Genomic DNA, 23,333 nt, shown 5'->3' with positions numbered 1-23,333 from the left:
GATAAGATGCGCCTCGTAAGTGAGCATATCGTCGACGGGCGGCAGGGGCCGACCTTTCCGCAGGTTTATCCGACGCTTGATGGGGTGAACCTCGCCGACATCTATGCCTTCACCAATGGGCAGCCATGGGCGGATTACGCCCGGATGCGCGCGGAAGCGCCGGTGATGTGGCACCCGCTGCAGCGCGAAGGTGTCGGCTTCTGGGCGGTCACAGGCTTCGAGGATGTGAAGCGTGTGAACGGCGATCCGGAGACGTTCAGTTCGGAAAAGGGCGGCATCCTGATGGCGCTCGGGCCGGAGGAGACGCGGCACCCCACGTTGTTTTCCGCCTCGACCAATTCGATGATCAATCTCGACGCGATGCCACATCGCCAGCTCCGCAAGGAGCATATGCCCTATTTCACCGCGACCTATATCAAGGGGTTGCGCGAGCGGGTTTCCGGTGAGGTGACGCGGCTGCTGGATACGATGGCGCCGCTCGGCAAATGCGACATGGTGGAGAAATTCAGCCAACGGCTGCCGATCTTCACCTTGTGCGAGATGCTGGGCGTGCCGGAAGCGGATCGCGAGCGTTTCATGGCGTGGATCCACTTCCTTGAAATGGCGCAGCAAGTGGCGGTGGAGCAGATCGAGCGGCTCGACACCCTGGCCGAACCCAGCCCGCAGATCGCCGCCTTCATCGAGATGTTCAACAAGAACGTCGCGGAGATGTTCGACTATGGCCGCTATATGCTCGCCAAGCGTCGCGCCGATCCGCAGGCGGATTTGATGAGCGCCATTGCCAATGCGATGGTCGATGGCGAGTCACTGCCCGATCCGTATCTCGACGGCGCATGGCTGCTGATCGTGTTCGCGGGCAATGACACGACGCGCAACTCATTGTCGGGCGCTATGAAACTATTCACCGAAAACCCGGATCAGAAGGCGCGGCTTCAGGCAGATGGCGGGCTGCTCACCAATGCGGTGCATGAAATCACGCGGATGGTTTCCCCCGTCATCTACATGCGCCGCACCGCGACCCGCGACACCGAAGTCGGCGGACAGCGGATCGCGGAGGGGGAGAAGGTCATCATGTATTACGGCGCCGCCAATCGCGATGCGGCGATGTTCCCCGATCCCGATCGGTTCGATATCGCGCGCGCCAATGCTGAGAAGAACATCGCCTTCGGTTATGGCCCGCATATCTGCATCGGGCGGATGACCGCGCAATTGCAGCTTGAGGAAGCCTATCGCCAGTTGTTCGCGCGCTTCCCCGATATTCGCTGGACCGGCGACATGGATATCGCGCCGAACAATTTCGTCCATGCGGTGCGGCGGCTGGAGGTGGAGTTCACGCCCGAGCGCGCGGTGAAGGCCGCCTAAGCCGGGCAGGCAAGACGCGGAGGTGCGGGATGCTCGATCATGTCACCTTCGGCGTCTCCGACATGGATCGTGCGATCGCCTTCTACGACCGCGCGCTGGCCCCGCTTGGTGTCGAGCGCCTGTACGACGGCAGGGATGGCGCAGTGCGGGTGGCGGCTTATGGCGATAGCCGGCCGTGGTTCTGGATCGCGGAACATGATCCGACGCGCGGCAAGCTGCATATCGCGCTGACCGCGGCGGATCGCGATGCGGTGGACGCATTTCATCGCGCCGCGCTCGCGGCGGGCGGCGTGGATAATGGTGCGCCCGGCCTTCGGCCGCATTATCATCCCGGCTATTATGGTGCCTTCGTGCTCGATCCGGATGGGCACAATATCGAGGCGGTGTTCCACCGCGGATGAGGGGCGCGGGCGATGAGCGATCTGGTGGTGGAATATCAGGGGCGGCTGCGCTGCCGGACGGTGCATGCAGAATCCGGCGTTGTGCTCATCACCGATGCACCGCGAGACAATCACGGCGAGGGTGAGGGCTTTTCGCCCAGCGATCTGCTGGGTGTCGCATTGGGCAGTTGCATCCTGAGCGTGATGGGCATCGTCGCGCGGAACCACGATCTCGATATCGCAGGCGCTACCGCGACGGTGGAGAAGGAAATGGCCAGCCTCCCGTCGCGCACGATCATGCGGCTGGCGGTGACGATCCATATGCCGCGTCGTCTGACCGACGAGCATGCCCGCCGGCTGGAGGCGGCGGCGCATACCTGCCCGATCCACCGCAGCCTCCACCCCGATCTCGACGCCCCGATCCATTTCGTCTGGGGCGTTGCGCCGGCGGCCTGAGCGCGCCGGCGCCGTTGATGTGCTTACGCGGGCATCCGGTGCAACGCGCAGAGCTTGTTGCCGTCCGGATCCCGCAGATAAGCGAGATACAGGCTCATCGCCGGGCTGGAACGCACGCCCGGCGCATCCTCGATCGCGGTGCCGCCGTTTTCGCGAGGCCGGCCTTGTGCCATGCATTCGGCCTGTCGCCGGCCCGTCCATCGCGAAGCCGATCGTGCTGCCGTTGGCATGGGTCGCGGGATTGCCGTCGATCGGCTGGGTGACCATGAAGATTCCGCCATTGTGCAGATACATCAGGCGGCCGTGATCGTCCTGAATCGCGGGCTTGCCGCCGATCGCGCCGAACAGCGCATCATAGAATTTGCGCGAACGATCGATATCGTTCGATCCGACCATCATATGGCTGAACATCACTTTCTCTCCTTGGAATGAACTGTCGAGTCGTCTTTGCGCGATCGCCTTTCCGGCATAGGCGCCTATGGATGCGCGGCAAGAGGGAGGATCGTTGCTTAGCCCTGCTTGGCCGCGCATAGGAAAGACTTGCTGGCGCGTCGGCCCTCGTCGCGGCTAGCGGCAGAGGATGAGCATGACAGGCACAGCGAGCGTCGACGGGCTGGATCGCGCGACATTGATGGACGCGTTGGTGGCGCTGGCAGAGGCTGGCGGCGACATCGTGTGGCGGCACTTCCTCGAGGGCGCGGACGTGACGATCAAGCCCGACGAATCCCCCGTCACCGCCGCGGATCATGCGGCGGAGGCGGCGATCCTCGCCGGGTTGCAGGAGGTCGCGCCGCATATCCCGGTGGTTGCCGAGGAAGAGGCGGCGGCGGGGCGCATCCCCGACGTGGACGGCGCGTTCTTTCTGGTCGATCCGCTCGACGGGACCAAGGAATTCATCCGGCGCGGCGACGATTTCACGGTCAACATCGGGCTGATCGAGCGGGGAGCGCCGACAATGGGCGTGGTCTATGCTCCCGCGCGCAAGGCGCTCTATTGGGGCGATGCGGTGACGGGCGTCGCGCGCCGCGCCGATCGCGCGCCTTTCGCGGAGCGTGGAGCCGCCAGCGGACATCGCGGTGCGGCCGGTCCAAACACCACCCTGCGCGGTAGCCTCGCGTAGCCACGGAGACCCTGCGACGGCCGCCTGGCTCGATGCCGGTGGCATCTGCGATTGCGTGTCGGTCGGCTCCAGCCTGAAGTTCGTGCTGGTGGCGAGCGGGGAGGCGGATGTCTATCCGCGCACCGGCCCGACGATGGAATGGGATACCGCCGCCGGCGATGCGGTGTTGCGCGCGGCGGGCGGCAAAACGCTCGATCTCGACAATCGCCTGTTCCGCTATGGCAAGCCGGGCTTCCGCAACACCGGCTTCGTCGCGTGCGGGGGTTACGAGCCGGCGCCGCTGCGGCCGTTCGTTGCGGGCTGAGCGCGCGTTCAGCATCCCCCATCGCAGCGGATCACGGTGCCCGTAACGAAGCTGGAAGCGGGGCTGGCCAGATAGAGCGCGGTGGTGACGATTTCCTCCGGCCGGCCGGGACGGCCCAGCGCATTGTCGGAATGCTCGCGCGCTTCCTCGTTCCAGGCTTTCGAGATATCGGTGAGGAAGGGGCCGGCGGCGATCGCGTTGATGCGCACCTTCGGCCCATATTCATGCGCCATGCTCGCCACCATCGCGTTCAGCGCCGCCTTCGCGCCGGCATAAGGCACGACCTGTGGCGTCGGTCGCAGCGAAGCGACCGATGAGGTTGCGAGGATCGCCCCGCCATCGGCCTGTGCCATGCGGTGCGCGATATTGGCGATCAGGCGGAACGGCCCCTTGAAGTTCAGCCCGACGACGCTGTCGAACAGCGCTTCCGACACCTCGTGGCTGGGTACCAGCGGCCCCATCCCGGCGTTGGCGACGAGAATGTCGAGCCGGCCGAATGCATTCCACGCATCCTCCGCGAGCCGGTCCATCTCATCCCATTTCGCGGCATGAGCGGGCAGCGCGAGCGCGCGTCGCCCCTTCGCCGCGATCTCCGCAAACACCGCTTCACACGCGTCGGCCTTGCGGCTGGAGACGATCACGTCCGCGCCCGCATCGGCGAAGGCCAGCGCCATCTCGCGCCCAAGTCCGCGCGACCCTCCGGTGATCAGCGCAACCTTGCCGCTAAGATCGAACAACGGGTGGGGCATCGCTGATTTCCTCTCGACGGTCGGTCGGGTGCGCCCGATCCATAACAGTTGTTATGCTCGTTTCGGGCGGAAGCGCAACCACCGGGGCGCGGGGCGGCAATCGGGGCGCGGGGAAGCGCCTCATCGAGGGGGAGGAAGACGCGTTGCGGCTGGTTAATTAGCGCCGTTCTCGCCGCAACAAAAAGTTTGCCGCTATTCGGTCAACCTTTCAGAAATAGAAAGATTTTTTTATTTCGCGCCGCAACAAATTCCGGATCGATACGTTAATGTCGCTCAGCGCGTCGAAGGCAGCGGGGCCGCCTACATCGATGCCGGGGAGGACAAGTTTGTAACGTCATGACGAGTTCCGCGCGCGTAGCGTATTCGCGCGGGCATGGCGGGAGGGGCGGGATCGGCGACGGTTTCGCCCCTCCTTTTTAATTCCCCATCACATTGGCGAGCGCTGCCAGATCATGCTGATCGACCGGCATGCCGGTCGCGTCGGTCGCCTGCGCGGCAGTGTTGTTGGCGGCCGCGTCTGGCTGGGCAGAGCTGGCGACGTCGATCGCGAACCAGATGATGCCGCCCGCCCAGAGCAGAGCAAACCAGCGACTCCGGAAAATGCGCGGTGACGGCAGCATGGCCACACCCTGCGCCCATGTTGGTTAAGGCGCAGTGGATCGTCGTGGTTGACACGCGCGTAGCCGGATCGGCGGGTGGGCCGGCGCCGGAACTTTCCGGCCCACCGCGTGACGCGCTTATTCCGCCGCTACGCCCGCGGCCGAGAACATGTCGCCTTCGCTCTGGCTATCGCCAGCATCCTCGTTCGCGGCGGAGCCGATCTTCGCCTTCTGCCGCTTGTCGAACGAATCCCACACATCGGACCATTGGCCCTTCGTTGCCGCCTTGGAATATTCCGTCGCGCGGGTTTCGAAGAAATTGGCATGTTCCACGCCGTTCAGCAGCGGGGTGAGCCAAGGGATGGGATGTTCGTCGATCATGAAGATCGGCTTCAGGCCAAGCTGCCCCATCCGCCAGTCGGCGATGTAGCGGATATATTTCTTGATATCCTTCGGCGCCATCCCGTTGACCGGGCCCATCTCGAACGCGAGGTCGATGAAATTGTCCTCGAGCCGGATCGTCGTCTGGCACTGATCGGCGATATCGTCCTTCACCGCCTTGGTGAGGCAGCCGCGTTCCTTCACGAAGGTGTGGAACAGCTTGATGATGCCCTCGCAATGCAGGCTTTCATCGCGCACCGACCATGACACGATCTGCCCCATGCCCTTCATCTTGTTGAAGCGCGGGAAGTTCATCAGCATCGCGAAGCTCGCGAACAGCTGAACGCCCTCCGTAAAGCCGCCGAACATCGCCAGCGTACGGGCGATGTCCTCGTCGCTGTCGACGCCGAACTTCTGCAGATAGTCGTGCTTGTCCTTGAGTTCGGTATAGTCGAGGAACGCGCCATATTCGCTCTCGGGCATGCCGATCGTGTCGAGCAGATGGCTGTACGCGGCGATATGCACCGTCTCCATGTTGCTGAACGCCGTCAGCATCATCTTGATCTCGGTCGGCTTGAACACGCGGCCGTATTTTTCGTGGTAGCAATCCTGCACCTCGACGTCCGCCTGCGTGAAGAAGCGGAAGATCTGTGTCAGCAGGTTGCGCTCATGATCGGTGAGCTTCTGCGCCCAATCACGGCAATCCTCGCCCAGCGGCACTTCTTCGGGCAGCCAGTGGAGCTGCTGCTGACGCTTCCAATATTCGAACGCCCATGGGTATTCGAACGGCTTGTACTGTTTGGAGGCTTGGAGGAGGGACATGGGATTTACTCCGAGAGAAGCTGAATAAAGATGGGGGTGGAGCGCGCGATCGGCATGCTGCCTTCGGCGCGAAAAGTGGCCGGGCGCCGGGGCGCGCGGGCCGTGGGAAGATCAACGAGAGTGCGGATCGCGGTGGTGCTGGAAATGCAGTTGCTCATCCCGTCAGCCCTCCGCGCCACATCGCGGTTGCGCTCATCGCCAGCACCGCGCCGGCGGCGATTGCCATGATGCCGGTCATGCGAAAGACATAGATCTTGGCCGGCCCGCTTGGCCGCATGAGCGCAAGCAGCAGGCCGGCGCCGACCAATGCCAGCACCAATGCGACAACATACATGATGGCGACCGGCAGCGTCATCGGATTGCGATCAGCGATTTGGTGAGCGGGCCGATGCGCTCGCGCTCGATCCGTGCATCGGGGAACAAGGCCCCCATCTGGCGCGCGGTGAGCAACACCACCGTCTGGATATTGCGCATCGCCTCATCATAATCAGACGCGCTGCGGAAGCCGTGGCGCCGGTTCACCAACCGCGCGGCGCGATAGGATTCAGGCAGCCAGTGGAACATCAGCGAGCGATAATGCGGTTCCACCGGGAACCAGAAATTGGGCGTCTGAAGGTAATAATGCGGGGCGAGCCGACGCACTTCGCGCGCCATCGCGGCCATTTCCGGCCAATGCCCGACATGCTCGATCACGCTGTTCGAATGAACCACGTCGAACGCCATATCGGGATAGTGGAGCGCGCACGCATTGTCCGAACGCAGATGAAAGACGTCGTCGTCCTCGGTCGGCTGATCGAGGTTGACGATTGTGACGTCGATCTTGCGGCCCTCCCATAGCGGCCGAAGCGCCTGCCAATATTCCCGCGTGCCGCCGATATCGAGGATACGCGCCGGCCCATCCTTGGCGGGCAATTTGTCGAGCAGGGCAAGAAAGCGCGCAAAGCGCTTCGTTCGGAAACGGTTACCGTCAACCTTCATGCCCGTTTCCTTTCGGATCGCGACGGCCGCAATTTTTCGCGAGCGAATGCAGCGCTTTGCCGGTGCGCGCGTTGAGCGCCTCGAATGAGTTCGAGTTGGGGGAACGAGTGCACGATCTTAACCATATCAAGCCGGACATGCGAATCGTTGCCGCCGACGGCATCCAAATCGGCACCGTCGATGGAATGGACGGTATGCGTATCCGGTTGACCAAGCTCGACGCCGCTCATGTCGCGCTGCCGGATGATGCGCGGCAATGTTATCTGCCGATCGGGCTGGTGGTCGCCGTGCGTGGCGACACCGTGTGCCTTGCCGCGACGGCGCAGAATACGCGCGACCTTTTCGAGGAACTCGGCTGATCCGGGGCGCCCGCGATCCGAGCGCCGCGAAACGATATTCCGGCGCGTCGCGGGGGTGGCGGGCGCGCGACGAAACATCGGATCGAGCGCGGGTGATGCTGCCGAGATGCCGGATGCACGCACCTTTTCCGCCTTTCCAAATGACTTGTCCCAGCGCGATGCAGAGGGGGCGATCACGCTCTCCGGCCGCGAACGGAAGCTTAACCTGAGCGGCCCCCGGCTCCAATGGTTAAATTGCCCGAACACCAGAAATATTCCGTGGATGATACCATCCCTAGTGGCAGGCTGGCTTGACGGGGCGCGATATAGCCGAAGCGGGCGGATATTCGCGTTTTGTTCGATAATGGGGTCGCGCCGCCGCTGATAGGGTCAGGCGGTCGATGCGGGATGACGATCGGCTTGGCTCAGGCGGGATTGTCGAGGCTGAACTCGTCCGCATCTTCATCGTAAGCGAACAGCTCGGCATAGCGGCACCAATGCGTCACCGAGCGCAGCGTCTCATCGGCGTAGTCGGGGGACATGTGATCCTCCAGCTCGTCGCGGAAGCGACGCGCCGGCGCGGTGTGGCTCGGCCGCTCATCAAGGATGCGGCGGATATGCTGGGCGAGCGGCACATGCTGGACGAGCGCGTGCGCGAATATCGCCTTGCGCTCGTCCGTGTCGGCCTGCGCGTAGCGCCGCGCGGCCGGGGTGAGCAACAGGTCGCCGCCGGACAGATCGGCGAAGCGCATCAATTGCAACGTTTCCGCCATCGGGAACAGATCGTCGATCTCCAGCTGGAGCTGATCGGCAAGGTCGGCCATCGCCGCGCGGCCATCGAACGGCGTGGCGTCCACCTCCTCGATCAAGCCAGCGAGCGCGTTGGTGGAGACGACCGGCAGCACCATCGAGATGCCGGTGCCGGGGAACAGCCCGTCACGCGCCGGCTGCGCCGCCGGCCGCGCGGTCATCCGGGCGTAGATATCCTCCACCAGCGCGCGGAATGCCGGATCGAGCCGGTCGCGCGGTTGCGGCAGATCGACCCTGATCTCGGCGGCGATGCGGCCGGGATTGGAGGCGAAGACGAGGATGCGATCGCACATCAGCACCGCCTCCTCGATATTGTGCGTCACGATCAGGATCGATTTGATCGGCATCCGCCCTTCGGACCACAGATCGAGCAGATCGGTGCGCAGCGTTTCCGCCGTCAGCACATCGAGCGCGGAGAAGGGTTCGTCCATCAGCAACAGCGACGGATTGACGACGATCGCGCGCGCCAGCCCGACGCGCTGGCGCATCCCGCCGGACAGTTCCTTGGGGAAAGGCGTTCTCGAACCCGTCGAGGCCGATCAGATCGATCGCCGCCAGTGCGCGCGTGCGGCGTTCCTCCGCAGGCACGCGCTGCGCCTCCAGCCCCAGTTCGACGTTCTGGAGCACGGTGAGCCAGGGGAATAGAGCGAAGGTCTGAAACACCATGCTGACGGTCGGTTCGCTACCGTCGGTCTGCGGCTCGAAACGGATTTCGCCCTCGCTGGGCGCGATCAGCCCCGCGATCGATCGCAGCAGCGTCGATTTGCCCGAGCCGGAGCGGCCGAGCAGCCCGACGACCTCGCCCTCGTTGAGCGTCAGATCGACATTGTCGAGCACCAGCAGATCGCCGGCGCCCTTGCCGTAATGATGGCGCACACCGCTGACGGTGACGAGCGGGGTAGCGGTGGGAAGGCGGGCGAGGGTGGCCAATTGGCTTCTCCTGTCGGTGATTCAGTAGGTCAGCCGAGCCGCAGCCGCCGGTCGGCATAAGCATAGAGCGGACGCCACAACAGTCGGTTGATGCCGATCACGAAGATCGACATCACCGCGATGCCCAATGTCACGCGCGGGAAATCGCCCCCGGCCGTCGCCTGCGCGATATAGGCGCCAAGCCCGGTGGCTTCGAGCTTGCGGTCGCCCCATGTCACCAGCTCCGCGACGATGCTGGCGTTCCACGATCCGCCCGAGGCGGTCAGCGCGCCCGTCACGTAATAAGGAAAGATGCCGGGGATCGCGAGCGTGCGCCACCATTGCCAGCGCCTCACGCCGAACATCCCGGCCGCTTCGCGCAGATCGGTGGGGATCGCGCTCGCGCCGGCGATGACGTTGAACAAGATGTACCATTGCGTGCCCAGCACCATCAGCGGCGAAAGCCAGACATCCGGGATCGAGCCGCCAGTGGACGATCGCGATCACCGCGAAGGGAAACAGCACGTTGGCGGGGAAGGCGGCGAGGAATTGCGCCACCGGCTGGAGCCGCTCGGCCCAGCGCGGGCGCAGGCCGATCCACACGCCGATCGGCACCCAGATCAGGCTGGCGAGCGCGATCAGCACGAGCACGCGCAACAGGGTGATCAGGCCGAGGCCGAATGCGCTCAGCACATCGCCCAGCGCGAGATGCCGCGCGACATAGCTGGCGATCAGCCACACCGCCCAGCCGACCGCGACGACGACGATCGCCAGCCATAGCCAGCGCCCGGCGTTCGAGCGTTCCTCCGTCTGCTGGCCGGTGCGCCGTGCGGGGCGGCGATCGAGCACCATCAACGCGCGGCCCAGCGCGATCACCGGGGAAAACACCACCGGCAACAGGCGGGTGCGGCGGAACAGGTCATAGGCCCAGGATCGCGGGCGGTGCGCGCTGGCGGTCTGCTCGAAACGGAAGCGATCGGCCCAAACGACCACCGGGCGGAATACGAGCTGGTCGTAGAGCAGGATCACCACCGCCATCGCCGCGACGGCCCAGCCGACATGGCCGAAATCCTGATGGTCGATCGCGAGCGCGAGATAGGAACCGATTCCCGGCAACATGATCCGCGTGTCGCCGACGCTGATCGCCTCCGATGCGACGACGAAGAACCAGCCGCCCGACATCGACATCATCGCGTTCCACACCAGCGCCGGCGTGGCGAAGGGCAGTTCAAGCCGGATGAAGCGGCGCCATGGCGACAGCGCGAAGCCGCGCGTCACTTCCTCCAGATCGGCGGGGACGGAACGCAGCGACTGATAGAAGCTGAACGCCATGTTCCACGCCTGGCTGGTGAAGATCGCGAAGATCGCGGCCAGCTCCACGCCAAGCTGGCGCGCCGGGAATAGCCCCATGAAGAAAGTGACGGTGAAGGTGAGAAAGCCCAGGATCGGCACCGATTGCAGGATATCGAGCGCGGGAACGATCACCATCTCCGCGCGGCGGCTCTTGGCGGCCAGCGTGGCGACGACGAAGGTGAAGACGAGGCTGGCGCCAAGTGCGGCGAACATGCGCAGGGTGGTGCGCAGCGCATAGCCGGGCAGGTTCGCCAGATCGAGCGTGACCGGCGCGATATCAAGCCGCGCGAGCGGCGCGACCATGGCTTCCGCCCCCTGGATCACAAGCACGGCGACGCCGGCGAGCAGCAGGAAGGCGATTGCGTCGGCCCAGCTTGGCGCGACGTTGCCGCGCCATTGACGCGACAGGCTCAGCAGGCCGCGTGCGGTCTGTGGTACAAAGTCCATGTCTCATCCCATTCGTGCGCCATCGGCGACACCCGTGGACGAGACTGATGCGATCAGGCCCGGCCGGGCGCCCTCGATGGCGCGTTCAATCGACTACTGTCGCTTGGCATTGCGGTTGTGGTTTCCTGATCGGCCACGGGAATACGTAGCCCGGATCGCCCCTGCGACGCGCGCGCGGAGGAGTCAATCGGGCACGTGCAAGCAGGCCGCGCAGCGGTGAGGAACACCGCGCCGGCACGCCCTGTTCGGCGCTCGTTTGTGATATTCCGGGCATTCTGCGGAGCGGTGGCGGAGAGGTGATTCTCCCGCCGCGCGGCGCGTGCGATTGCCCCCTGGATCTCGCGATTGCGAAACTCTCTGGTAATGCAAGATTCACACACCTGTCGCGCCTTCTCATCTCACCGCGATTTTAGTGGATGACAACGCTGCGCGCCGCGCTCATTCATGCAAGGGAAAGCATAATCGGTCGAGGCGATGGCCTCTTTGAAAGCCTTGTCATTGCCGTCAACCAGTTCCGCCGCCGCCCCGCTGATCCCAACGCTTACTGAGGGCGCGGTTGTTGTTTTCCCCCCGGAACGATCTTCGCGCGGCCACGGCTGGCTGATTTTCGCGGGCCTGATCGCCAGCATCGCGACGCTCGGGGTGCTGATGCATATCGCCGAATTGCGGATCGAACCGCTCGGGCGAGGCATTCTGCCCTATTACGCCGTTGCCGTGCTGTTGGTGGCGCTGCGGCTGGGCGCGCCGCGCTGGATGCCGCGCCATGGGCGCATGATCGCCGATTGCGCCGAATATTTCGGGCTGTTCACGCTCATCTCGTTGGTTGGCGCGATCGCCAGCTATCCGATCGCGGCGCTGACCAGCGGGATGCACGACGCGACGCTGCAACGCATCGATGAGGCATTGGGGTTCGATTGGCTGGCCTGGTATCGCCTCGTCGCCGATCACCGCGCGCTGCAATGGCTGGGGCTCGCCGCCTATCAGATGATCTTCGTCACGCCGGCGATCCTGCTCGGCTGGTATGCCTGGACCGGCAAGCGCGCGGCGGCGCATCGCTTTCTCATGACCTTCTGGCTCGCGGCGTTGCTGACGCTGGTGCTTTATCCGCTGATGACGGCGGTTGGGCCGCTTTCCCATCTATGGCACGGTCCGCTGCCCTATGTGCCGGAAAGCGAAGAATGGCAGGCGGCGCTGATCCCGGCGCTTCGCGCGCACCAAGTGCATTATGTCGATCTGGCACAGCTGCGCGGGCTGGTTTCCGCGCCAAGCTTTCACACTGCTGCGGCGGTGATCTACATCGCGGCGGCCTGGCCCCGTCGCGAATTGCGCGCGCCGCTGGTCGCGATCAACGTGGCGATGCTGCTGTCCACCCCGGTTGAGGGGACGCATTATCTGATCGATATGATCCTGGGTGCCGCGGTGGCGGGGGTGGCGATCGTCGCGGTGGGGCGGATCGTTCCGGTGGCCGCCGCCCGATCGACCGCCGGCTTGCCGCTCAGCCCCGTGCGCGACAGCATTTTCCAATAACAATTCGGTGCGGAGCGGCCGCGAGGCCACTCCGCTATCCGGCGATCACTGGCAGGCGAGGCACTCGTCATAATCGGTGGTCTCGCCCAGATCGAACTTGGGCTTCTCCAGCGTATTGTCAGCCTCCACGCCGCCCGCGAAACCGGCGCGCTGCACCGACTTGGAGCGGAGGTAGTAGAGCGACTTGATCCCCAATTCCCACGCGCGGAAGTGGAGCATCAGCAGGTCCCACTTCTCCACGTCTGCCGGAATGAACAGGTTGAGCGACTGTGCCTGATCGATGAACGGCGCGCGATCGCCCGCCAGTTCGAGCAGCCAGCGCTGATCGATCTCGAACGAGGTCTTGAAGCAATCCTTTTCGTCCACCGACAGGAAATCGAGGTGCTGGACCGATCCGCCCTGTTCGAGGATCGAATTCCACACCGCGTCGGTGTTCTTCGCCTTCTCGATCAGCAGCTTTTCAAGATACGGATTGCGGACGACGAACGAGCCCGACAGCGTCTTGTGCGTATAGATATTGGCCGGGATCGGCTCGATGCACGCGCTGGTGCCGCCGCAGATGATCGAGATCGACGCGGTCGGCGCGATCGCCATCTTGCAGCTGAACCGCTCCATCACGCCCATGTCGGCGGCGTCGGGGCAGGGGCCACGTTCCACCGCGAGCTGCATCGACGCCTCATCGACCTGCGCCTTGATATGCTTGAAGATGCGCAGGTTCCACGATTTCGCCATCGCGCCTTCGAACGGCAGCCCACGCGCCTGAAGGAAGGAGTGGAAGCCCATTACGCCGAGGCCAACCGAACGCTCGCGTCCGGCGGAATAAGCGGCGCGCTCCATCCCCGGCTCGTGCCGCTCGATATAATCCTGCAGCACGTTGTCGAGGAAACGCATCACGTCCTCGACGAAGTTCTTCTCGTCCTTCCACTCGTCCCACGTTTCCATGTTGAGCGAGGACAGGCAGCAGACCGCGGTGCGATCGTTGCCAAGGTGATCGCGCCCGGTCGGCAGCGTAATCTCGCTGCACAGGTTCGAGGTGGAGACTTTCAGGCCCAGATCGCGGTGATGCTTGGGCATGTTCTTGTTCACGTGATCCGCGAACACGATGTACGGCTCGCCGGTCGCCAGCCGGGTCTCGACCAGCTTCTGGAACAGCGCGCGCGCGTCAACCTTGCCGCGCTCGCTGCCGTCCTTCGGGGATTTGAGTGTCCATTCGGCACCGTCGCGCACCGCTTCCATGAACGCGTCCGGAATCAGCACGCCATGGTGCAGGTTCAGCGCCTTGCGGTTGAAATCGCCGGAAGGTTTGCGGATTTCGAGGAACTCCTCGATCTCCGGGTGCGAGACATCGAGATAGCACGCCGCCGAGCCGCGCCGCAGCGAGCCCTGCGAGATGGCGAGCGTCAGGCTGTCCATCACGCGCACGAAGGGGATGATGCCGCTGGTCTTGCCGTTCAGGCCGACCGGCTCGCCGATCCCGCGCACATTGCCCCAATAGGTGCCGATCCCGCCGCCGCGCGAGGCGAGCCAGACATTCTCGTTCCAGGTGTCGACGATGCCGTTCAGGCTGTCGGGCACCGAATTGAGATAGCAGGAGATCGGCAGACCGCGCCCGGTGCCGCCGTTTGACAGCACCGGCGTCGCCGGCATGAACCACAGTTTCGAGATATAATCGTAAAGCCGCTGCGCGTGCGCGGCATCGTCCGCATAGGCGGACGCGACGCGGACGAACAGATCCTGATAGGTTTCGCCCGGCAGCAGATAGCGATCGGTCAGCGTATCCTTGCCGAATTCGGTGAGCAGCGCGTCGCGGCTGTGATCGACCTCGACCGCATAGGTCGGGCGACGGACCGCATGGCCCCCCGCCGTGCCCGTGCCGCTCACCGCTTCCAGTGTCTCGCTCGCCATGTTCGCCTCGCTCGAGTCTCTGAAATCCATCGCCGCCATTCCCTCGTTCACGGTCCGTTCGAATCGCGAACGAACCCTTATACTACACTCGGGGCGGTTGATCGCCGTGAGAACAAAATGTGGCCAGACGCCGCTCGACTACGCGCAACAAGCCACGCCGCAATATGGGGATGCGGCAAAGTTCCTACCAGCGATTGGGCTCGCCCCCGAAACCAACCCCAACAGATTGTGGCAATCGCGCGCGGGCCGCAAGTACGTAAATTGCTCCTGCGACGAACGGTTCGTCGCTGTGGAGATTCGTTTCGTCGCACTTGCGGGGCCGCGACGCGCGGACTTCCGCCGCTTTCCCGGAAGGCAAGGGAACGGGTGGAGAACGAAAATATATTCCGGCGGATATGTCCGCGCCTCGCGGATGCCGGCGGACCGCGCTGCGCGGCATGCTCAGGTCATATGGCGGCGGCCGGGATCGTGACAGCGGCGCGCGCATCGACGATACAGGCGCCGCGCGCCGCAGAGACCGGCGAGACGACGATAAAATCGCGCCCAATGGAGAGGAAAATGGCCTTCATCCTGTATGAGCATCCGCTCTCATCCTATTGTCAAAAAGCCAAAACGGCCTTTTACGAAAAGGATATTCCATTCGAATCGCGGATGCTCGACGGATCGGAGCCGGTGGCGTCCGACTTTGCGAGCCTTTGGCCGATCGGCAAGTTCCCCGCGATCACCGATGGCGATACATTCGTTTTCGACGCGACCGGGATCATCGAATATCTCGACGCGCGCTATCCGGATCGCGCGCCCTTGCTGCCGGCCGATCGCATCGTCGCGGCGGAGGTGCGAATGATCGATCGCTTCTTCGACAATTATGTGAATTCTCCCCAGCAACGCATTGTGACTGGTCGGATCGGGCGCGATGACGCCACGCGCGAGCAGCAGTGGCGCGCGGCGCTGGAGACCGCTTATGCGTGGTTGAACGCGCGGCTGGCCGGGCGCGAATGGGCGGTGGGGGATAGCTTTACGCTCGCCGATTGCGCGGCCGCACCCGCGTTGCTCTATGGCGACTGGACCCATGCCATCCCGCCTGAGCATGAGGCGCTCCACGCTTATCGCGGGCGGCTGCTGAAACGTCCCAGCTATGCCCGCGCGCTGGATGAGGCGCGACCCTATCGGCACATGTTCCCGCTCGGCGCGCCCGAAGGTCGCGACTGAAGCGCGGCTGCGTCAGGCGACCTTGCGCTGACGCAGCGTGGTGGCGGCCGTCGCGCTGGTGAGCCGCTCAAGGTCAAAGGCTTCGGCGAACTGGAGGCCGGCGCGGCCGTCGGTCGTCCAGCGGACGGTTGCGGGAAAGAGCTGGTTCTCGATCAGCTCGATCAGCACATCCGCGCCGACAGCCTCCTCGGGGAAGTTCACCCCGTCGATCATCGCGCCGGTGGTGGAAATGTTGCGGATGCGGATGTCGCCCGCCTCGTCGCCGATCTCCAGCCGCGCGGTGCGCAATACGGAGGAGCGCGGGCTGCGGCTGATCTTGTGGCCGATCGGCGTCGCGCTGCCGGCGTCAACGCTCAATTGCTCGAGCACGTCGGCGGCGCGCGCCGGACGGCCATAGACGAAGCCCTGGATGTGGCTGCATCCCAGATCGCGGATCAGCGCGATCTCGTCCTGCTGCTCCACGCCCTCGGCGGTGGTTTCCATGCCAAGGGTATCGGCGAGCGATACGATCGCCTTGATGATCGCGGCGTTGCGGTTGCCGGGCTGGATCGCGCCGCGCACGAAGCTCTGATCGATCTTGATCTTGTCGAACGGCGCCTTTTTCAGATAGCCGAGGCTGGAATAGCCGGTGCCGAAATCATCGAGCGCCAGCCGCACGCCGACGCCCTTGAGCGCGCGGAACATCAGTTCCGATGACGAATCTTCCTGGAGAAACACCCCTTCGGTGATCTCCAGTTCAAGCCGGCGCGGGGCGATGCCGGATGCGGCAATCGCGCTGGTGACGATCGCCGGTAGCGCCGGATTGGCGAATTGCAGCGGCGACACGTTGACCGCGACGCGCACATGATCGGGCCATTGCGCGGCCTCGGCACAGGCGGTGCGCAATACCCATTCGCCGATCTGCTCGATCAGCCCGCATTCCTCCGCGACGGGGACGAACTCCGCCGGGCTGATCGGCCCGCGAGAGGGATGATCCCAGCGCAGCAACGCCTCATAGCCGACGATGCGCTCGTTCACGGTGGAGACCACCGGCTGATAGGTCAGGTGAAATTCGTTGCCGGCGAGCGCCTGACGCAGATCGTCTTCCAGCCGCTTGCGGTTCTGCGCGCCGGCGAGCAACTCCGGGCGATAGAAGCGATGGACGCCGCGCCCGTCGGCTTTGGCGGCGTAAAGCGCGAGATCGGCGTTGCGCACCAGCGTCTCGACATCTTCGCCATGTTCGGGGGCGATGGCGATGCCGACCGAACAGCCGATCGACAGCGTGGCGCCGGAGATGAAATAGGGCGCGGACAGCGCGGTGATGATGTCCTGTGCGATCTCGGTCAGCCGCGCGCGCTCCGGGTGGCGCGGCAGGACGACCTCGAACTCGTCGCCGCCAAGCCGTCCGACCAGGCCGGAATCGCCGACCGCGCGTTGCAGGCGATGCGCGACCTGCTTGAGCAATTCGTCGCCCACCTGATGCCCGAGCGTATCGTTGACCGCCTTGAAGCGATCGAGATCGAGCAGGAACAGCCCGGTCGAGGAAGGCGAATTGCGCTCTGAATTCAGCGTCTTTTCCAGCGACAGCCGCATCCGCTGGCGGTTGGCCAGCCCGGTAAGGCTGTCGAACAGCGCGAGCCGGGTAATCTCCGCCTCCGCCCGGCGTTTTTCGGTTAGATCTGAGCCTGATCCTATAAAGCCCTGAAAACAGCCGAGATCGTCCAAAATTGGCCGGCCCGAGATCGACCACCACCGATCGACCACGCTGTCGAATGCCGGGCGCACCGAATAGTCCGAAAAGCTGGTGCGAGACGAAAGGTGGAAGGTCAGCGTGCGCTCCGTCTCGACCAGTTCTGAATCGACGCGGAAGATGTTCACCAGCCGTGCCCCGATCGGTACCACGCCCATCCGGTTGAGTTCGTCACCCACCTTGTCGGTGATATAGGTGAGATTGCCGGCGCGATCGGTTTGCCAGAACCAGCCGGTGCCCTGCGCCTCGAATTCGTCGACCAGCCGCGCCGCGAGCCGGTTGGCATCACGCTCGCTCGCGCGGGCCGCTTGCTGCGCAACGTCGTGCCACGCAACGCGGATCAAGCCGCCGGTGAACATCGTCGCGACAATTCCCCCGATGGCAAAGGCCATGCCGGGCCCGGCGGTGACCAAGATCATCGTCGCCATCGCCACGGCGAAGGCGATGCTCGCCGCACGGATCGCGTGCAGCGATACGGCGGAGGCGATGATCGCGCCAAATACGGCGACGAAGGCGGCGATGCGCGTTTCCGGCGAGGCGAGGGTCTGGGCGGAATCGAGCAGCATCGACAGCGTCACCGCCAGCGCCGCGGCCAGCGCCGAAATAGCGGCGATCCGCTGATGCGGAGGGCGAGTTTCGCTCTTCGGATAGGCGAGGACCATCCAGATGATCAGCCCGAACAGCGTCGAGATCCCGGCATAATCGAGAAACAGGCTGCCGCTGCTCCGATCGAACAGGCTGCGGCCCAGCACGGCAAGCGGCCCGAATATCAGCACGGCGAGCGTGACGGGCCAGATCATCCGCACATCGCGCAGGCTGTCGGCGCGCGCCGCATCGATCGTCGGATCGGGCGTAGGCGCGAGCCCGAGCGCATCCATCAGCGATGGAGACGCGGCGGAATCGTTCTTCTTCACAATACGACGAGATTTGCCCATGCCCGGCTGAATACACCCGGGCGTATTCGAATCCGGTTAGTGATCACGCTTAAAATTTGGCGAACGTCGACATATTTATTCATATATATCAATGCGATGATCGCTAGTTTTTTCTTTTTTTCGTAATGCGCGCCGCGTTTGGGCTGGGGCATGCGGCTCGTCAGGGCGGTTGCGTGGAGCGCGCCCCTCATTCTTGGCGCGTGACGCTGGCGCGCGCAGCCCCTATCTCCGCGCAATGCGAAAACCAAAGGTCGGCCTGCCGACGCGTCAGCAGATCATGGACTTCATCGCGTCGAGCGATCGCCCCGCGGGCAAGCGGGAGATCGCGCGCGCCTTCGGCCTGACCGCGCAGGAGAAGATCGCGCTCAAGGCGTTGCTGAAGGACATGGGGGACGAGGGGCTGATCGATTCCGCTCCCGGCCGCGCGTTCCACAAGATGGGGGGCGTGCCGAAGGTGACGGTGCTGCGCATCGTCGATGTGGACGATGGCGGGAACGTCTGGGCGGTCCCCGAGCGCTGGGAGGCGGAAACCCCGCCACCGCGCCTGCGCGTGCGCGAGCATAAGCGCGGGGCGCTGGGCGTCGGCACGCGCATCCTCGCGCGGACCGAAGAGGCGGGAAGCGGCTGGATCGCTCATCCGATGAAATCGCTCGCGCCAAGCTCCGAACAGCTGATCGGCGTGCTGCGCGGCGAGGGCGACCGGCTGTGGTTGCAGGGCGTGGAGAAAAAGGAGCGGCGCGAGTTCCCCGTTTCCGATGCGGGCGATGCGCAAGCGGGCGATCTGGTGCTGGCGGAGCGCGCCGGGCGACCGCCGCGCATCACAGCGCGCGTCGTGCAGCGGCTGGGCGATCCGTTCGCCCCGCGCAGTTTCTCGCTGATCGCGATCCACCAGTTCGGCATTCCGGATCGCTTCGCCGATGAGGCGCTGGCCGAGGCCGATCGCGTCGCGCGCCAGCCGCTGGGCGACGGGCGGGAAGATCTGACGCACCTGCCGATCGTCGCGATCGATCCGGCGGACGCGCGCGACCATGACGATGCGGTATGGGCCGCGCCGGATAACGATCCCGCGAACGCGGGCGGATGGAAGGCGATCATCGCCATCGCCGATGTAAGCTTCTACGTCCGCCCCGGATCGGCGCTCGATCGCGAGGCGCGCAGCCGGGGCAATTCGGTCTATTTCCCCGATCGCGTCGTGCCGATGCTGCCGGAGGTGCTTTCCGCCGAAATCTGCTCGCTGAAAGAGGGCGAGGATCGCGCCGCGCTCGCCTGCCATATCCAGGTGAGCAAGGCTGGCGCGTTAAAATCGTGGCGCTTCACCCGTGCGACGGTGCGGATCGCGGCCAACATCGCCTATGAAGACGCGCAGGCGACGATCGATGCCGGTGCAGGGCCGATGCTCGATGCGCTCAAGCCGCTGTGGGGTTGCTGGGAGGCGCTCGCCGCCGCGCGCGACAAGCGTGAGCCGCTGGCGCTCGATCTGCCTGAACGGCGCGTCGTGCTCGATGAGAAGGGCCGTATCATGTCGGTCGCCGCGCGCGAGCGGCTCGATGCGCACCGACTGATCGAGGATTATATGATCGCCGCCAACGTCGCCGCCGCCAAGGCGCTGGAGGCGAAGAAGGCCCCGGTGATGTACCGCGTCCACGAAGCGCCCGCGCGTGAGAAGCTGGTGGCGCTGAAGGATTATCTCGACACGTTCGATATCCCCTTCGCATTGGGGCAGGTGATCAAGCCCGCCACCTTCAACCGCATTCTGGATCGGGTGGGCGATGCCGATTTCCGCCCGCAACTGATGGAGCAGGTGCTTCGCACGCAGACGCAGGCCTATTATTCGCCGGCCAACCACGGCCATTTCGGGCTGGCGCTGGGGAGCTACGGGCATTTCACCTCGCCGATCCGGCGCTATGCGGATCTGATGGTGCATCGCGCGCTCGTCTCCGCCTATGCGCTGGGGCCGGGCGGGCTTGGCGGCGACGAGGATTTCGAGCGCGTCGGCGAAGCGATCAGCCGGCTGGAACGCCGCGCGATGGAGGCGGAGCGCGACACGATCGACCGTTACGTCGCGGCCTATCTCGCCGAACGCGTCGGCGAGACGGTGGAGGTGCGGATCACGGGGGTCGCCAATTTCGGCTTCTTCGCGACGGTAGATGGGATTGGCGGCGACGGGCTGATGCCGGTGCGCGATCTGGGCGGCGAATATTTCCGTTTCGATGAGGCGGCGCGGACGCTGGTGGGCGAGACGAGCGGCGAGGAATATGCGCTCGGCCGGCGGCTCAAGCTGCGGCTCGCGGAGGCGAATCCGGTTTCGGGGGCGCTGCGTTTCGAGTTGCCGGAGGGCAAGGGAGCGTTGCCGCCGCCGCGCAAGGGCGGCCCACGGCGCGAGATCAAGCGGCGCGGTCGCCCCGCCAATATCCGCCATCAGGGACGCAAGAAATGAAGTTGAACCTCGTCGGCCGCATCGCCGAACAGATCGCGGCACGCGCGCAATCGGTGATCGTCGCGCATTTCGTCGACGCAAAGGCCACCACGGCCGAAAGCGCGATCGCATTCGAGCCGCAGGCGCGCGCGCAGCAGCGCATGTTCCGCCGCATGACGCGTTTCGGCGCGATCCTGCCCGCGGAGGAGGGGTGCTGGTTTCTCGACGAGGATATGCTGGTCAATTTCCGCAAGGAGGAACTGGCGCGACTGCTCGGCGTGATCGCGCTCACCGGCTTCGCGGCGGCGGGCGCGATCGCGCTCGGGCGGTAACGCACGGCGGCAGCGTTACGCGCCGTCGCGCGGGTTATAGCGCATCGCGACATCGCAGCGGGCGTAGCGCGCGCCATATCGCGCCATGATCTCGGCATCGTGGGCGAAGCCGATCTTCTCGTACAGATGGATCGCCGGCGCGCATCGCGCATTGGTGAGCAAATAGAGCGGATCGGCGCCCAGCGAACGCGCGCGCTCGACGATCGCGGCGAGCAGGAACTCCCCCGCTTTCAATCCGCGCGCGGTTTCGCGCACGCCCATCTTGGTCAGCTCGAAGCTGCTGGCGCCGGTTTTCTGCAGCGCGCAGGTTCCGATGATCCCAAGGCCTTTGGCTTCGACGAACAGGATGGTGCCCCCCGCATCGACGATTTTGGCGCGCGGATTTTCCAGCACCTCTCGATCGGTGTCCTCGAGCTGGAACATCGCGTCGATCCATTCCGCGTTGATATCGTGGAAATGGCGGGCAAGATCGTCGCTATATTCGCGGATCGAGAGGATATCCGGCTCGGCCTGGGCGGCGAGGAGATCGAGCGGCGTCGCGGCGAGCGCGGCCTCCACCGCAGCGATCTGATCGAGGAAGGCGCGCGCGCTGCCGCCGCACAGCGCGTCGACCGCGTGCTCCACGCGTGGCCAGACATGCAATCTGGCCCGCGCCATCGCGGCGGCGCCGGCGGCGGTGAGGGTAATCGTGCGCTGTCGCTGATCGACACCCTGTTCGGACCGCGCGAGGCCGAGTTCGACCAATTGGCCGATCGCGCGCGTCACGCCGGGCTGGCTGATGCCGGCAGCCTGCACCAATTGCCCGATCGTCATCGGCCCCGCATCCAGCGCCGCCAGCATCGGCATATGGGAAGGCTGCACCGGCAATCCGGCATCGGCGATCACCTTGGCCGCCCCCGCCTGCATCCGCTCCCCAAGCCGTTTCAGACGGCTGCCGAGAAACACCCGGCCGTGTTCGTGCAAAAGGTCGATCGTCATCGGTCATTCCATATCGAGATATATATCGCGATATGGAATGACGTTTGCTCCTGAGTCAAGGCGGCTGAGTCGGGCGCGACGCGTGGCCCCGCGGTGTTGCCGAATCTGGCTTATCCCCCCGTGAAGGTCATCCCGGCCTTGGCGATCAGCCGCTTGCGCAGCGCGTCACCCATGATCGCGCCCGGCGTCCAGACGCCGCCCGAGCCCGCCACATCCTCGACGAGGCACAGCGCGCTTTCCGCGAGCATCTTGCTGGTCGAGCCATAGCCCGGATCGCGATCGCCGGTGACGACCGCGTCGATCCGCGCGCCATCGGGCATCAGGCCGATGAACAGAACGTCGTAATGGCCGCTGTCGCGTTCTTCCTTGGACGGGCCTTCGCCGGGCTTCGGCCCCTTGTCGCCGCCCAGCGGATTCATCTTCGCGATCGCTTCGGCGGCGGCTTTGCCGATATCGCCCAGCCCGGCGACCATCATCTCGTCATAGACGAAATCGCTGCCATATCGCTGGCCCAGCAGGAAATTGGTGCGGTGGACGTTCTTGGTGTTGATCGGCGCCATGATGAACGGCGCGACCCAGGCGTTGATCGTCGAATCATATTCCGGGATCAGCCCGGTCGGCTGATGCGGGCCGCTATGCCCGGGCGTCAGCGCGAACGGGCTGGCGAGCAGCGCGAGCAGCGAGGGGTCGCGCGCGGCGGCGGCCAGCGTCGCTTTCAGGCTGGCGGCGGTGCCACCGGAGAATTTGCCCTTCATCGTCCGCACGCGGCATTTCACGCGCGGCGCCGGCTTGCCGAAACGCTTGGTCGCGGCCTCCTGCAAGGTCAGCACGCCCAGATCGAACGGGATGGAATCGAAGCCGCAGGAGAAAACGATCCGCGCGCCGGATTCCTTCGCGCGCGCCTCGTGCGCGTCGATCATCTTGCGCATCCATCCCGGCTCGCCGCACAGATCGACATAGGCCGTGCCGGTCTCGACGCAGGCAGCGACGAGATCGCTGCCATAGAGCTGATACGGCCCGACGGTGGAGATCACCACGGTCGCGCGCTCCGCCATGGCGCGCAGGCTGGCGGGATCGTCCGAATTGGCGGTGATCAGCGGCACGTCCGCCGCCACGCCCATCTCGTCCCGCACCTCTTGCAGCTTGGAGAGCGAGCGACCCGCCATCGCCCATTTCGGGCCCGTCGTGCCATAGGTCGCTTGCAGATATTCCGCGACGAGCCGCCCGGTAAAACCGGTTGCGCCATAAACGATCACATCAAATTCGCGGGCCATTGCAGCTCTCCTCATGCCTT

Annotated in this window: 19 protein-coding genes and 3 pseudogenes; 10 read left to right on the top strand and 12 right to left on the bottom strand. The window is 64.9% G+C overall.

What is annotated here, in order from left to right; translation table 11 throughout:
• Positions 1–6: 6 nt before the first annotated feature.
• From P0Y64_01455 to P0Y64_01445, 3 genes are read left to right on the top strand one after another with little or no spacing between them, the layout of a single operon-like run.
• Positions 7–1,362, top strand: coding sequence for a cytochrome P450 (locus P0Y64_01455; GenBank protein ID WEK43527.1), 1,356 nt, complete (start codon positions 7–9; stop codon positions 1,360–1,362).
• Between the two features lie 29 nt (positions 1,363–1,391).
• Entirely contained in the window at positions 1,392–1,763 is a 372-nt protein-coding gene (locus P0Y64_01450; protein WEK43526.1) for a VOC family protein, read from the top strand.
• A gap of 12 nt (positions 1,764–1,775) precedes the next feature.
• Positions 1,776–2,198: an OsmC family protein gene (locus P0Y64_01445; GenBank protein WEK43525.1), complete on the top strand. Its 423-nt coding sequence runs from the start codon at positions 1,776–1,778 to the stop codon at positions 2,196–2,198.
• Between the two features lie 23 nt (positions 2,199–2,221).
• On the opposite strand, the pseudogene P0Y64_01440 reads toward P0Y64_01445, so the two are convergent.
• A pseudogene (locus P0Y64_01440) lies at positions 2,222–2,609 on the bottom strand (VOC family protein).
• Between the two features lie 175 nt (positions 2,610–2,784).
• Here P0Y64_01440 and P0Y64_01435 point away from each other — a divergent pair.
• Positions 2,785–3,318: a hypothetical protein gene (locus tag P0Y64_01435; GenBank protein WEK43524.1), complete on the top strand. Its 534-nt coding sequence runs from the start codon at positions 2,785–2,787 to the stop codon at positions 3,316–3,318.
• A gap of 55 nt (positions 3,319–3,373) precedes the next feature.
• Positions 3,374–3,622 (top strand): hypothetical protein, encoded by a 249-nt coding sequence (locus P0Y64_01430; protein WEK43523.1) that lies wholly within the window; start codon positions 3,374–3,376, stop codon positions 3,620–3,622.
• An 8-nt stretch (positions 3,623–3,630) separates the two neighbouring features.
• Here the strand turns inward: P0Y64_01430 and P0Y64_01425 are convergent, their stop codons facing one another.
• The 5 genes from P0Y64_01425 to P0Y64_01405 form a co-directional block, all read right to left on the bottom strand.
• Positions 3,631–4,371, bottom strand: coding sequence for a glucose 1-dehydrogenase (locus tag P0Y64_01425; GenBank protein ID WEK43522.1), 741 nt, complete (start codon positions 4,369–4,371; stop codon positions 3,631–3,633).
• Between the two features lie 416 nt (positions 4,372–4,787).
• On the bottom strand, positions 4,788–4,991 hold the full coding sequence (locus tag P0Y64_01420) for a hypothetical protein (protein WEK43521.1): 204 nt from the start codon (positions 4,989–4,991) through the stop codon (positions 4,788–4,790).
• Positions 4,992–5,108: 117 nt separating this feature from the next.
• Positions 5,109–6,173: a ribonucleotide-diphosphate reductase subunit beta gene (locus P0Y64_01415; protein ID WEK43520.1), complete on the bottom strand. Its 1,065-nt coding sequence runs from the start codon at positions 6,171–6,173 to the stop codon at positions 5,109–5,111.
• 154 nt (positions 6,174–6,327) lie between these two features.
• Positions 6,328–6,528, bottom strand: a complete 201-nt coding sequence (locus P0Y64_01410) for a hypothetical protein (protein ID WEK43519.1) — start codon at positions 6,526–6,528, stop codon at positions 6,328–6,330.
• Positions 6,525–7,151: a methyltransferase domain-containing protein gene (locus P0Y64_01405; protein WEK43518.1), complete on the bottom strand. Its 627-nt coding sequence runs from the start codon at positions 7,149–7,151 to the stop codon at positions 6,525–6,527. The genes P0Y64_01410 and P0Y64_01405 overlap by 4 nt, the downstream gene beginning before the upstream one ends.
• A 62-nt stretch (positions 7,152–7,213) precedes the next feature.
• On the opposite strand from P0Y64_01405, the gene P0Y64_01400 reads away from it, so the two are divergent.
• On the top strand, positions 7,214–7,510 hold the full coding sequence (locus P0Y64_01400; GenBank protein ID WEK43517.1) for a DUF2171 domain-containing protein: 297 nt from the start codon (positions 7,214–7,216) through the stop codon (positions 7,508–7,510).
• A 404-nt stretch (positions 7,511–7,914) separates the two neighbouring features.
• Here the strand turns inward: P0Y64_01400 and P0Y64_01395 are convergent.
• Positions 7,915–9,229 (bottom strand): annotated as a pseudogene (locus tag P0Y64_01395) (nitrate/sulfonate/bicarbonate ABC transporter ATP-binding protein).
• Positions 9,230–9,258: 29 nt separating this feature from the next.
• Positions 9,259–11,008 (bottom strand): annotated as a pseudogene (locus P0Y64_01390) (ABC transporter permease subunit).
• A gap of 474 nt (positions 11,009–11,482) precedes the next feature.
• Here P0Y64_01390 and P0Y64_01385 point away from each other — a divergent pair.
• On the top strand, positions 11,483–12,535 hold the full coding sequence (locus tag P0Y64_01385; GenBank protein ID WEK43516.1) for a phosphatase PAP2 family protein: 1,053 nt from the start codon (positions 11,483–11,485) through the stop codon (positions 12,533–12,535).
• A 45-nt stretch (positions 12,536–12,580) separates the two neighbouring features.
• Here P0Y64_01385 and P0Y64_01380 read toward each other — a convergent pair whose 3' ends face one another.
• Entirely contained in the window at positions 12,581–14,470 is a 1,890-nt protein-coding gene (locus P0Y64_01380; GenBank protein ID WEK43515.1) for a ribonucleoside-diphosphate reductase subunit alpha, read from the bottom strand.
• 528 nt (positions 14,471–14,998) lie between these two features.
• Here P0Y64_01380 and P0Y64_01375 point away from each other — a divergent pair.
• Positions 14,999–15,649: a glutathione S-transferase family protein gene (locus tag P0Y64_01375; GenBank protein WEK43514.1), complete on the top strand. Its 651-nt coding sequence runs from the start codon at positions 14,999–15,001 to the stop codon at positions 15,647–15,649.
• A 12-nt stretch (positions 15,650–15,661) separates the two neighbouring features.
• Here the strand turns inward: P0Y64_01375 and P0Y64_01370 are convergent, their stop codons facing one another.
• Positions 15,662–18,313: an EAL domain-containing protein gene (locus P0Y64_01370; GenBank protein WEK43513.1), complete on the bottom strand. Its 2,652-nt coding sequence runs from the start codon at positions 18,311–18,313 to the stop codon at positions 15,662–15,664.
• A gap of 235 nt (positions 18,314–18,548) precedes the next feature.
• Between P0Y64_01370 and P0Y64_01365 the strand changes: the two genes are divergently transcribed.
• Together P0Y64_01365 and P0Y64_01360 are read left to right on the top strand one after the other, a co-directional pair.
• The gene (locus P0Y64_01365) at positions 18,549–20,750 is read left to right on the top strand and encodes a VacB/RNase II family 3'-5' exoribonuclease (GenBank protein ID WEK43512.1); all 2,202 of its coding nucleotides are present in this window, start codon (positions 18,549–18,551) and stop codon (positions 20,748–20,750) included.
• Complete coding sequence (locus P0Y64_01360) at positions 20,747–21,061, top strand: hypothetical protein (GenBank protein ID WEK43511.1); 315 nt, start codon at positions 20,747–20,749, stop codon at positions 21,059–21,061. The genes P0Y64_01365 and P0Y64_01360 overlap by 4 nt, the downstream gene beginning before the upstream one ends.
• 15 nt (positions 21,062–21,076) lie before the next feature.
• Here P0Y64_01360 and P0Y64_01355 read toward each other — a convergent pair whose 3' ends face one another.
• A complete protein-coding gene (locus tag P0Y64_01355) occupies positions 21,077–22,039 on the bottom strand; it encodes a GNAT family N-acetyltransferase (GenBank protein ID WEK43510.1) in 963 nt (320 codons plus the stop codon).
• Between the two features lie 110 nt (positions 22,040–22,149).
• The gene (locus tag P0Y64_01350) at positions 22,150–23,313 is read right to left on the bottom strand and encodes a saccharopine dehydrogenase NADP-binding domain-containing protein (GenBank protein WEK43509.1); all 1,164 of its coding nucleotides are present in this window, start codon (positions 23,311–23,313) and stop codon (positions 22,150–22,152) included.
• Between the last annotated feature and the right edge of the window lie 20 nt (positions 23,314–23,333).

Source organism: Candidatus Sphingomonas colombiensis (genome assembly GCA_029202845.1).
Taxonomy (GTDB): domain Bacteria; phylum Pseudomonadota; class Alphaproteobacteria; order Sphingomonadales; family Sphingomonadaceae; genus Sphingomonas; species Sphingomonas colombiensis.
The sequence above is the reverse complement of the archived record's forward strand: the minus strand, read 5'-3'. Positions and strand labels throughout refer to the sequence as shown.

What these genes read in the sequence shown, in the direction of transcription:
- P0Y64_01455 (WEK43527.1), top strand. Translation starts at nt 7, where the DNA reads ATGCGCCTCGTAAGTGAGCATATCGTCGACGGGCGGCAGGGGCCGACC.
- P0Y64_01450 (WEK43526.1), top strand. Translation starts at nt 1,392, where the DNA reads ATGCTCGATCATGTCACCTTCGGCGTCTCCGACATGGATCGTGCGATC.
- P0Y64_01445 (WEK43525.1), top strand. Translation starts at nt 1,776, where the DNA reads ATGAGCGATCTGGTGGTGGAATATCAGGGGCGGCTGCGCTGCCGGACG.
- P0Y64_01435 (WEK43524.1), top strand. Translation starts at nt 2,785, where the DNA reads ATGACAGGCACAGCGAGCGTCGACGGGCTGGATCGCGCGACATTGATG.
- P0Y64_01425 (WEK43522.1), bottom strand. Translation starts at nt 4,371, where the DNA reads ATGCCCCACCCGTTGTTCGATCTTAGCGGCAAGGTTGCGCTGATCACC.
- P0Y64_01420 (WEK43521.1), bottom strand. Translation starts at nt 4,991, where the DNA reads ATGCTGCCGTCACCGCGCATTTTCCGGAGTCGCTGGTTTGCTCTGCTC.
- P0Y64_01415 (WEK43520.1), bottom strand. Translation starts at nt 6,173, where the DNA reads ATGTCCCTCCTCCAAGCCTCCAAACAGTACAAGCCGTTCGAATACCCA.
- P0Y64_01410 (WEK43519.1), bottom strand. Translation starts at nt 6,528, where the DNA reads ATGACGCTGCCGGTCGCCATCATGTATGTTGTCGCATTGGTGCTGGCA.
- P0Y64_01405 (WEK43518.1), bottom strand. Translation starts at nt 7,151, where the DNA reads ATGAAGGTTGACGGTAACCGTTTCCGAACGAAGCGCTTTGCGCGCTTT.
- P0Y64_01385 (WEK43516.1), top strand. Translation starts at nt 11,483, where the DNA reads ATGGCCTCTTTGAAAGCCTTGTCATTGCCGTCAACCAGTTCCGCCGCC.
- P0Y64_01380 (WEK43515.1), bottom strand. Translation starts at nt 14,470, where the DNA reads ATGGATTTCAGAGACTCGAGCGAGGCGAACATGGCGAGCGAGACACTG.
- P0Y64_01375 (WEK43514.1), top strand. Translation starts at nt 14,999, where the DNA reads ATGGCCTTCATCCTGTATGAGCATCCGCTCTCATCCTATTGTCAAAAA.
- P0Y64_01370 (WEK43513.1), bottom strand. Translation starts at nt 18,313, where the DNA reads ATGGGCAAATCTCGTCGTATTGTGAAGAAGAACGATTCCGCCGCGTCT.
- P0Y64_01365 (WEK43512.1), top strand. Translation starts at nt 18,549, where the DNA reads ATGCGAAAACCAAAGGTCGGCCTGCCGACGCGTCAGCAGATCATGGAC.
- P0Y64_01360 (WEK43511.1), top strand. Translation starts at nt 20,747, where the DNA reads ATGAAGTTGAACCTCGTCGGCCGCATCGCCGAACAGATCGCGGCACGC.
- P0Y64_01355 (WEK43510.1), bottom strand. Translation starts at nt 22,039, where the DNA reads ATGACGATCGACCTTTTGCACGAACACGGCCGGGTGTTTCTCGGCAGC.
- P0Y64_01350 (WEK43509.1), bottom strand. Translation starts at nt 23,313, where the DNA reads ATGGCCCGCGAATTTGATGTGATCGTTTATGGCGCAACCGGTTTTACC.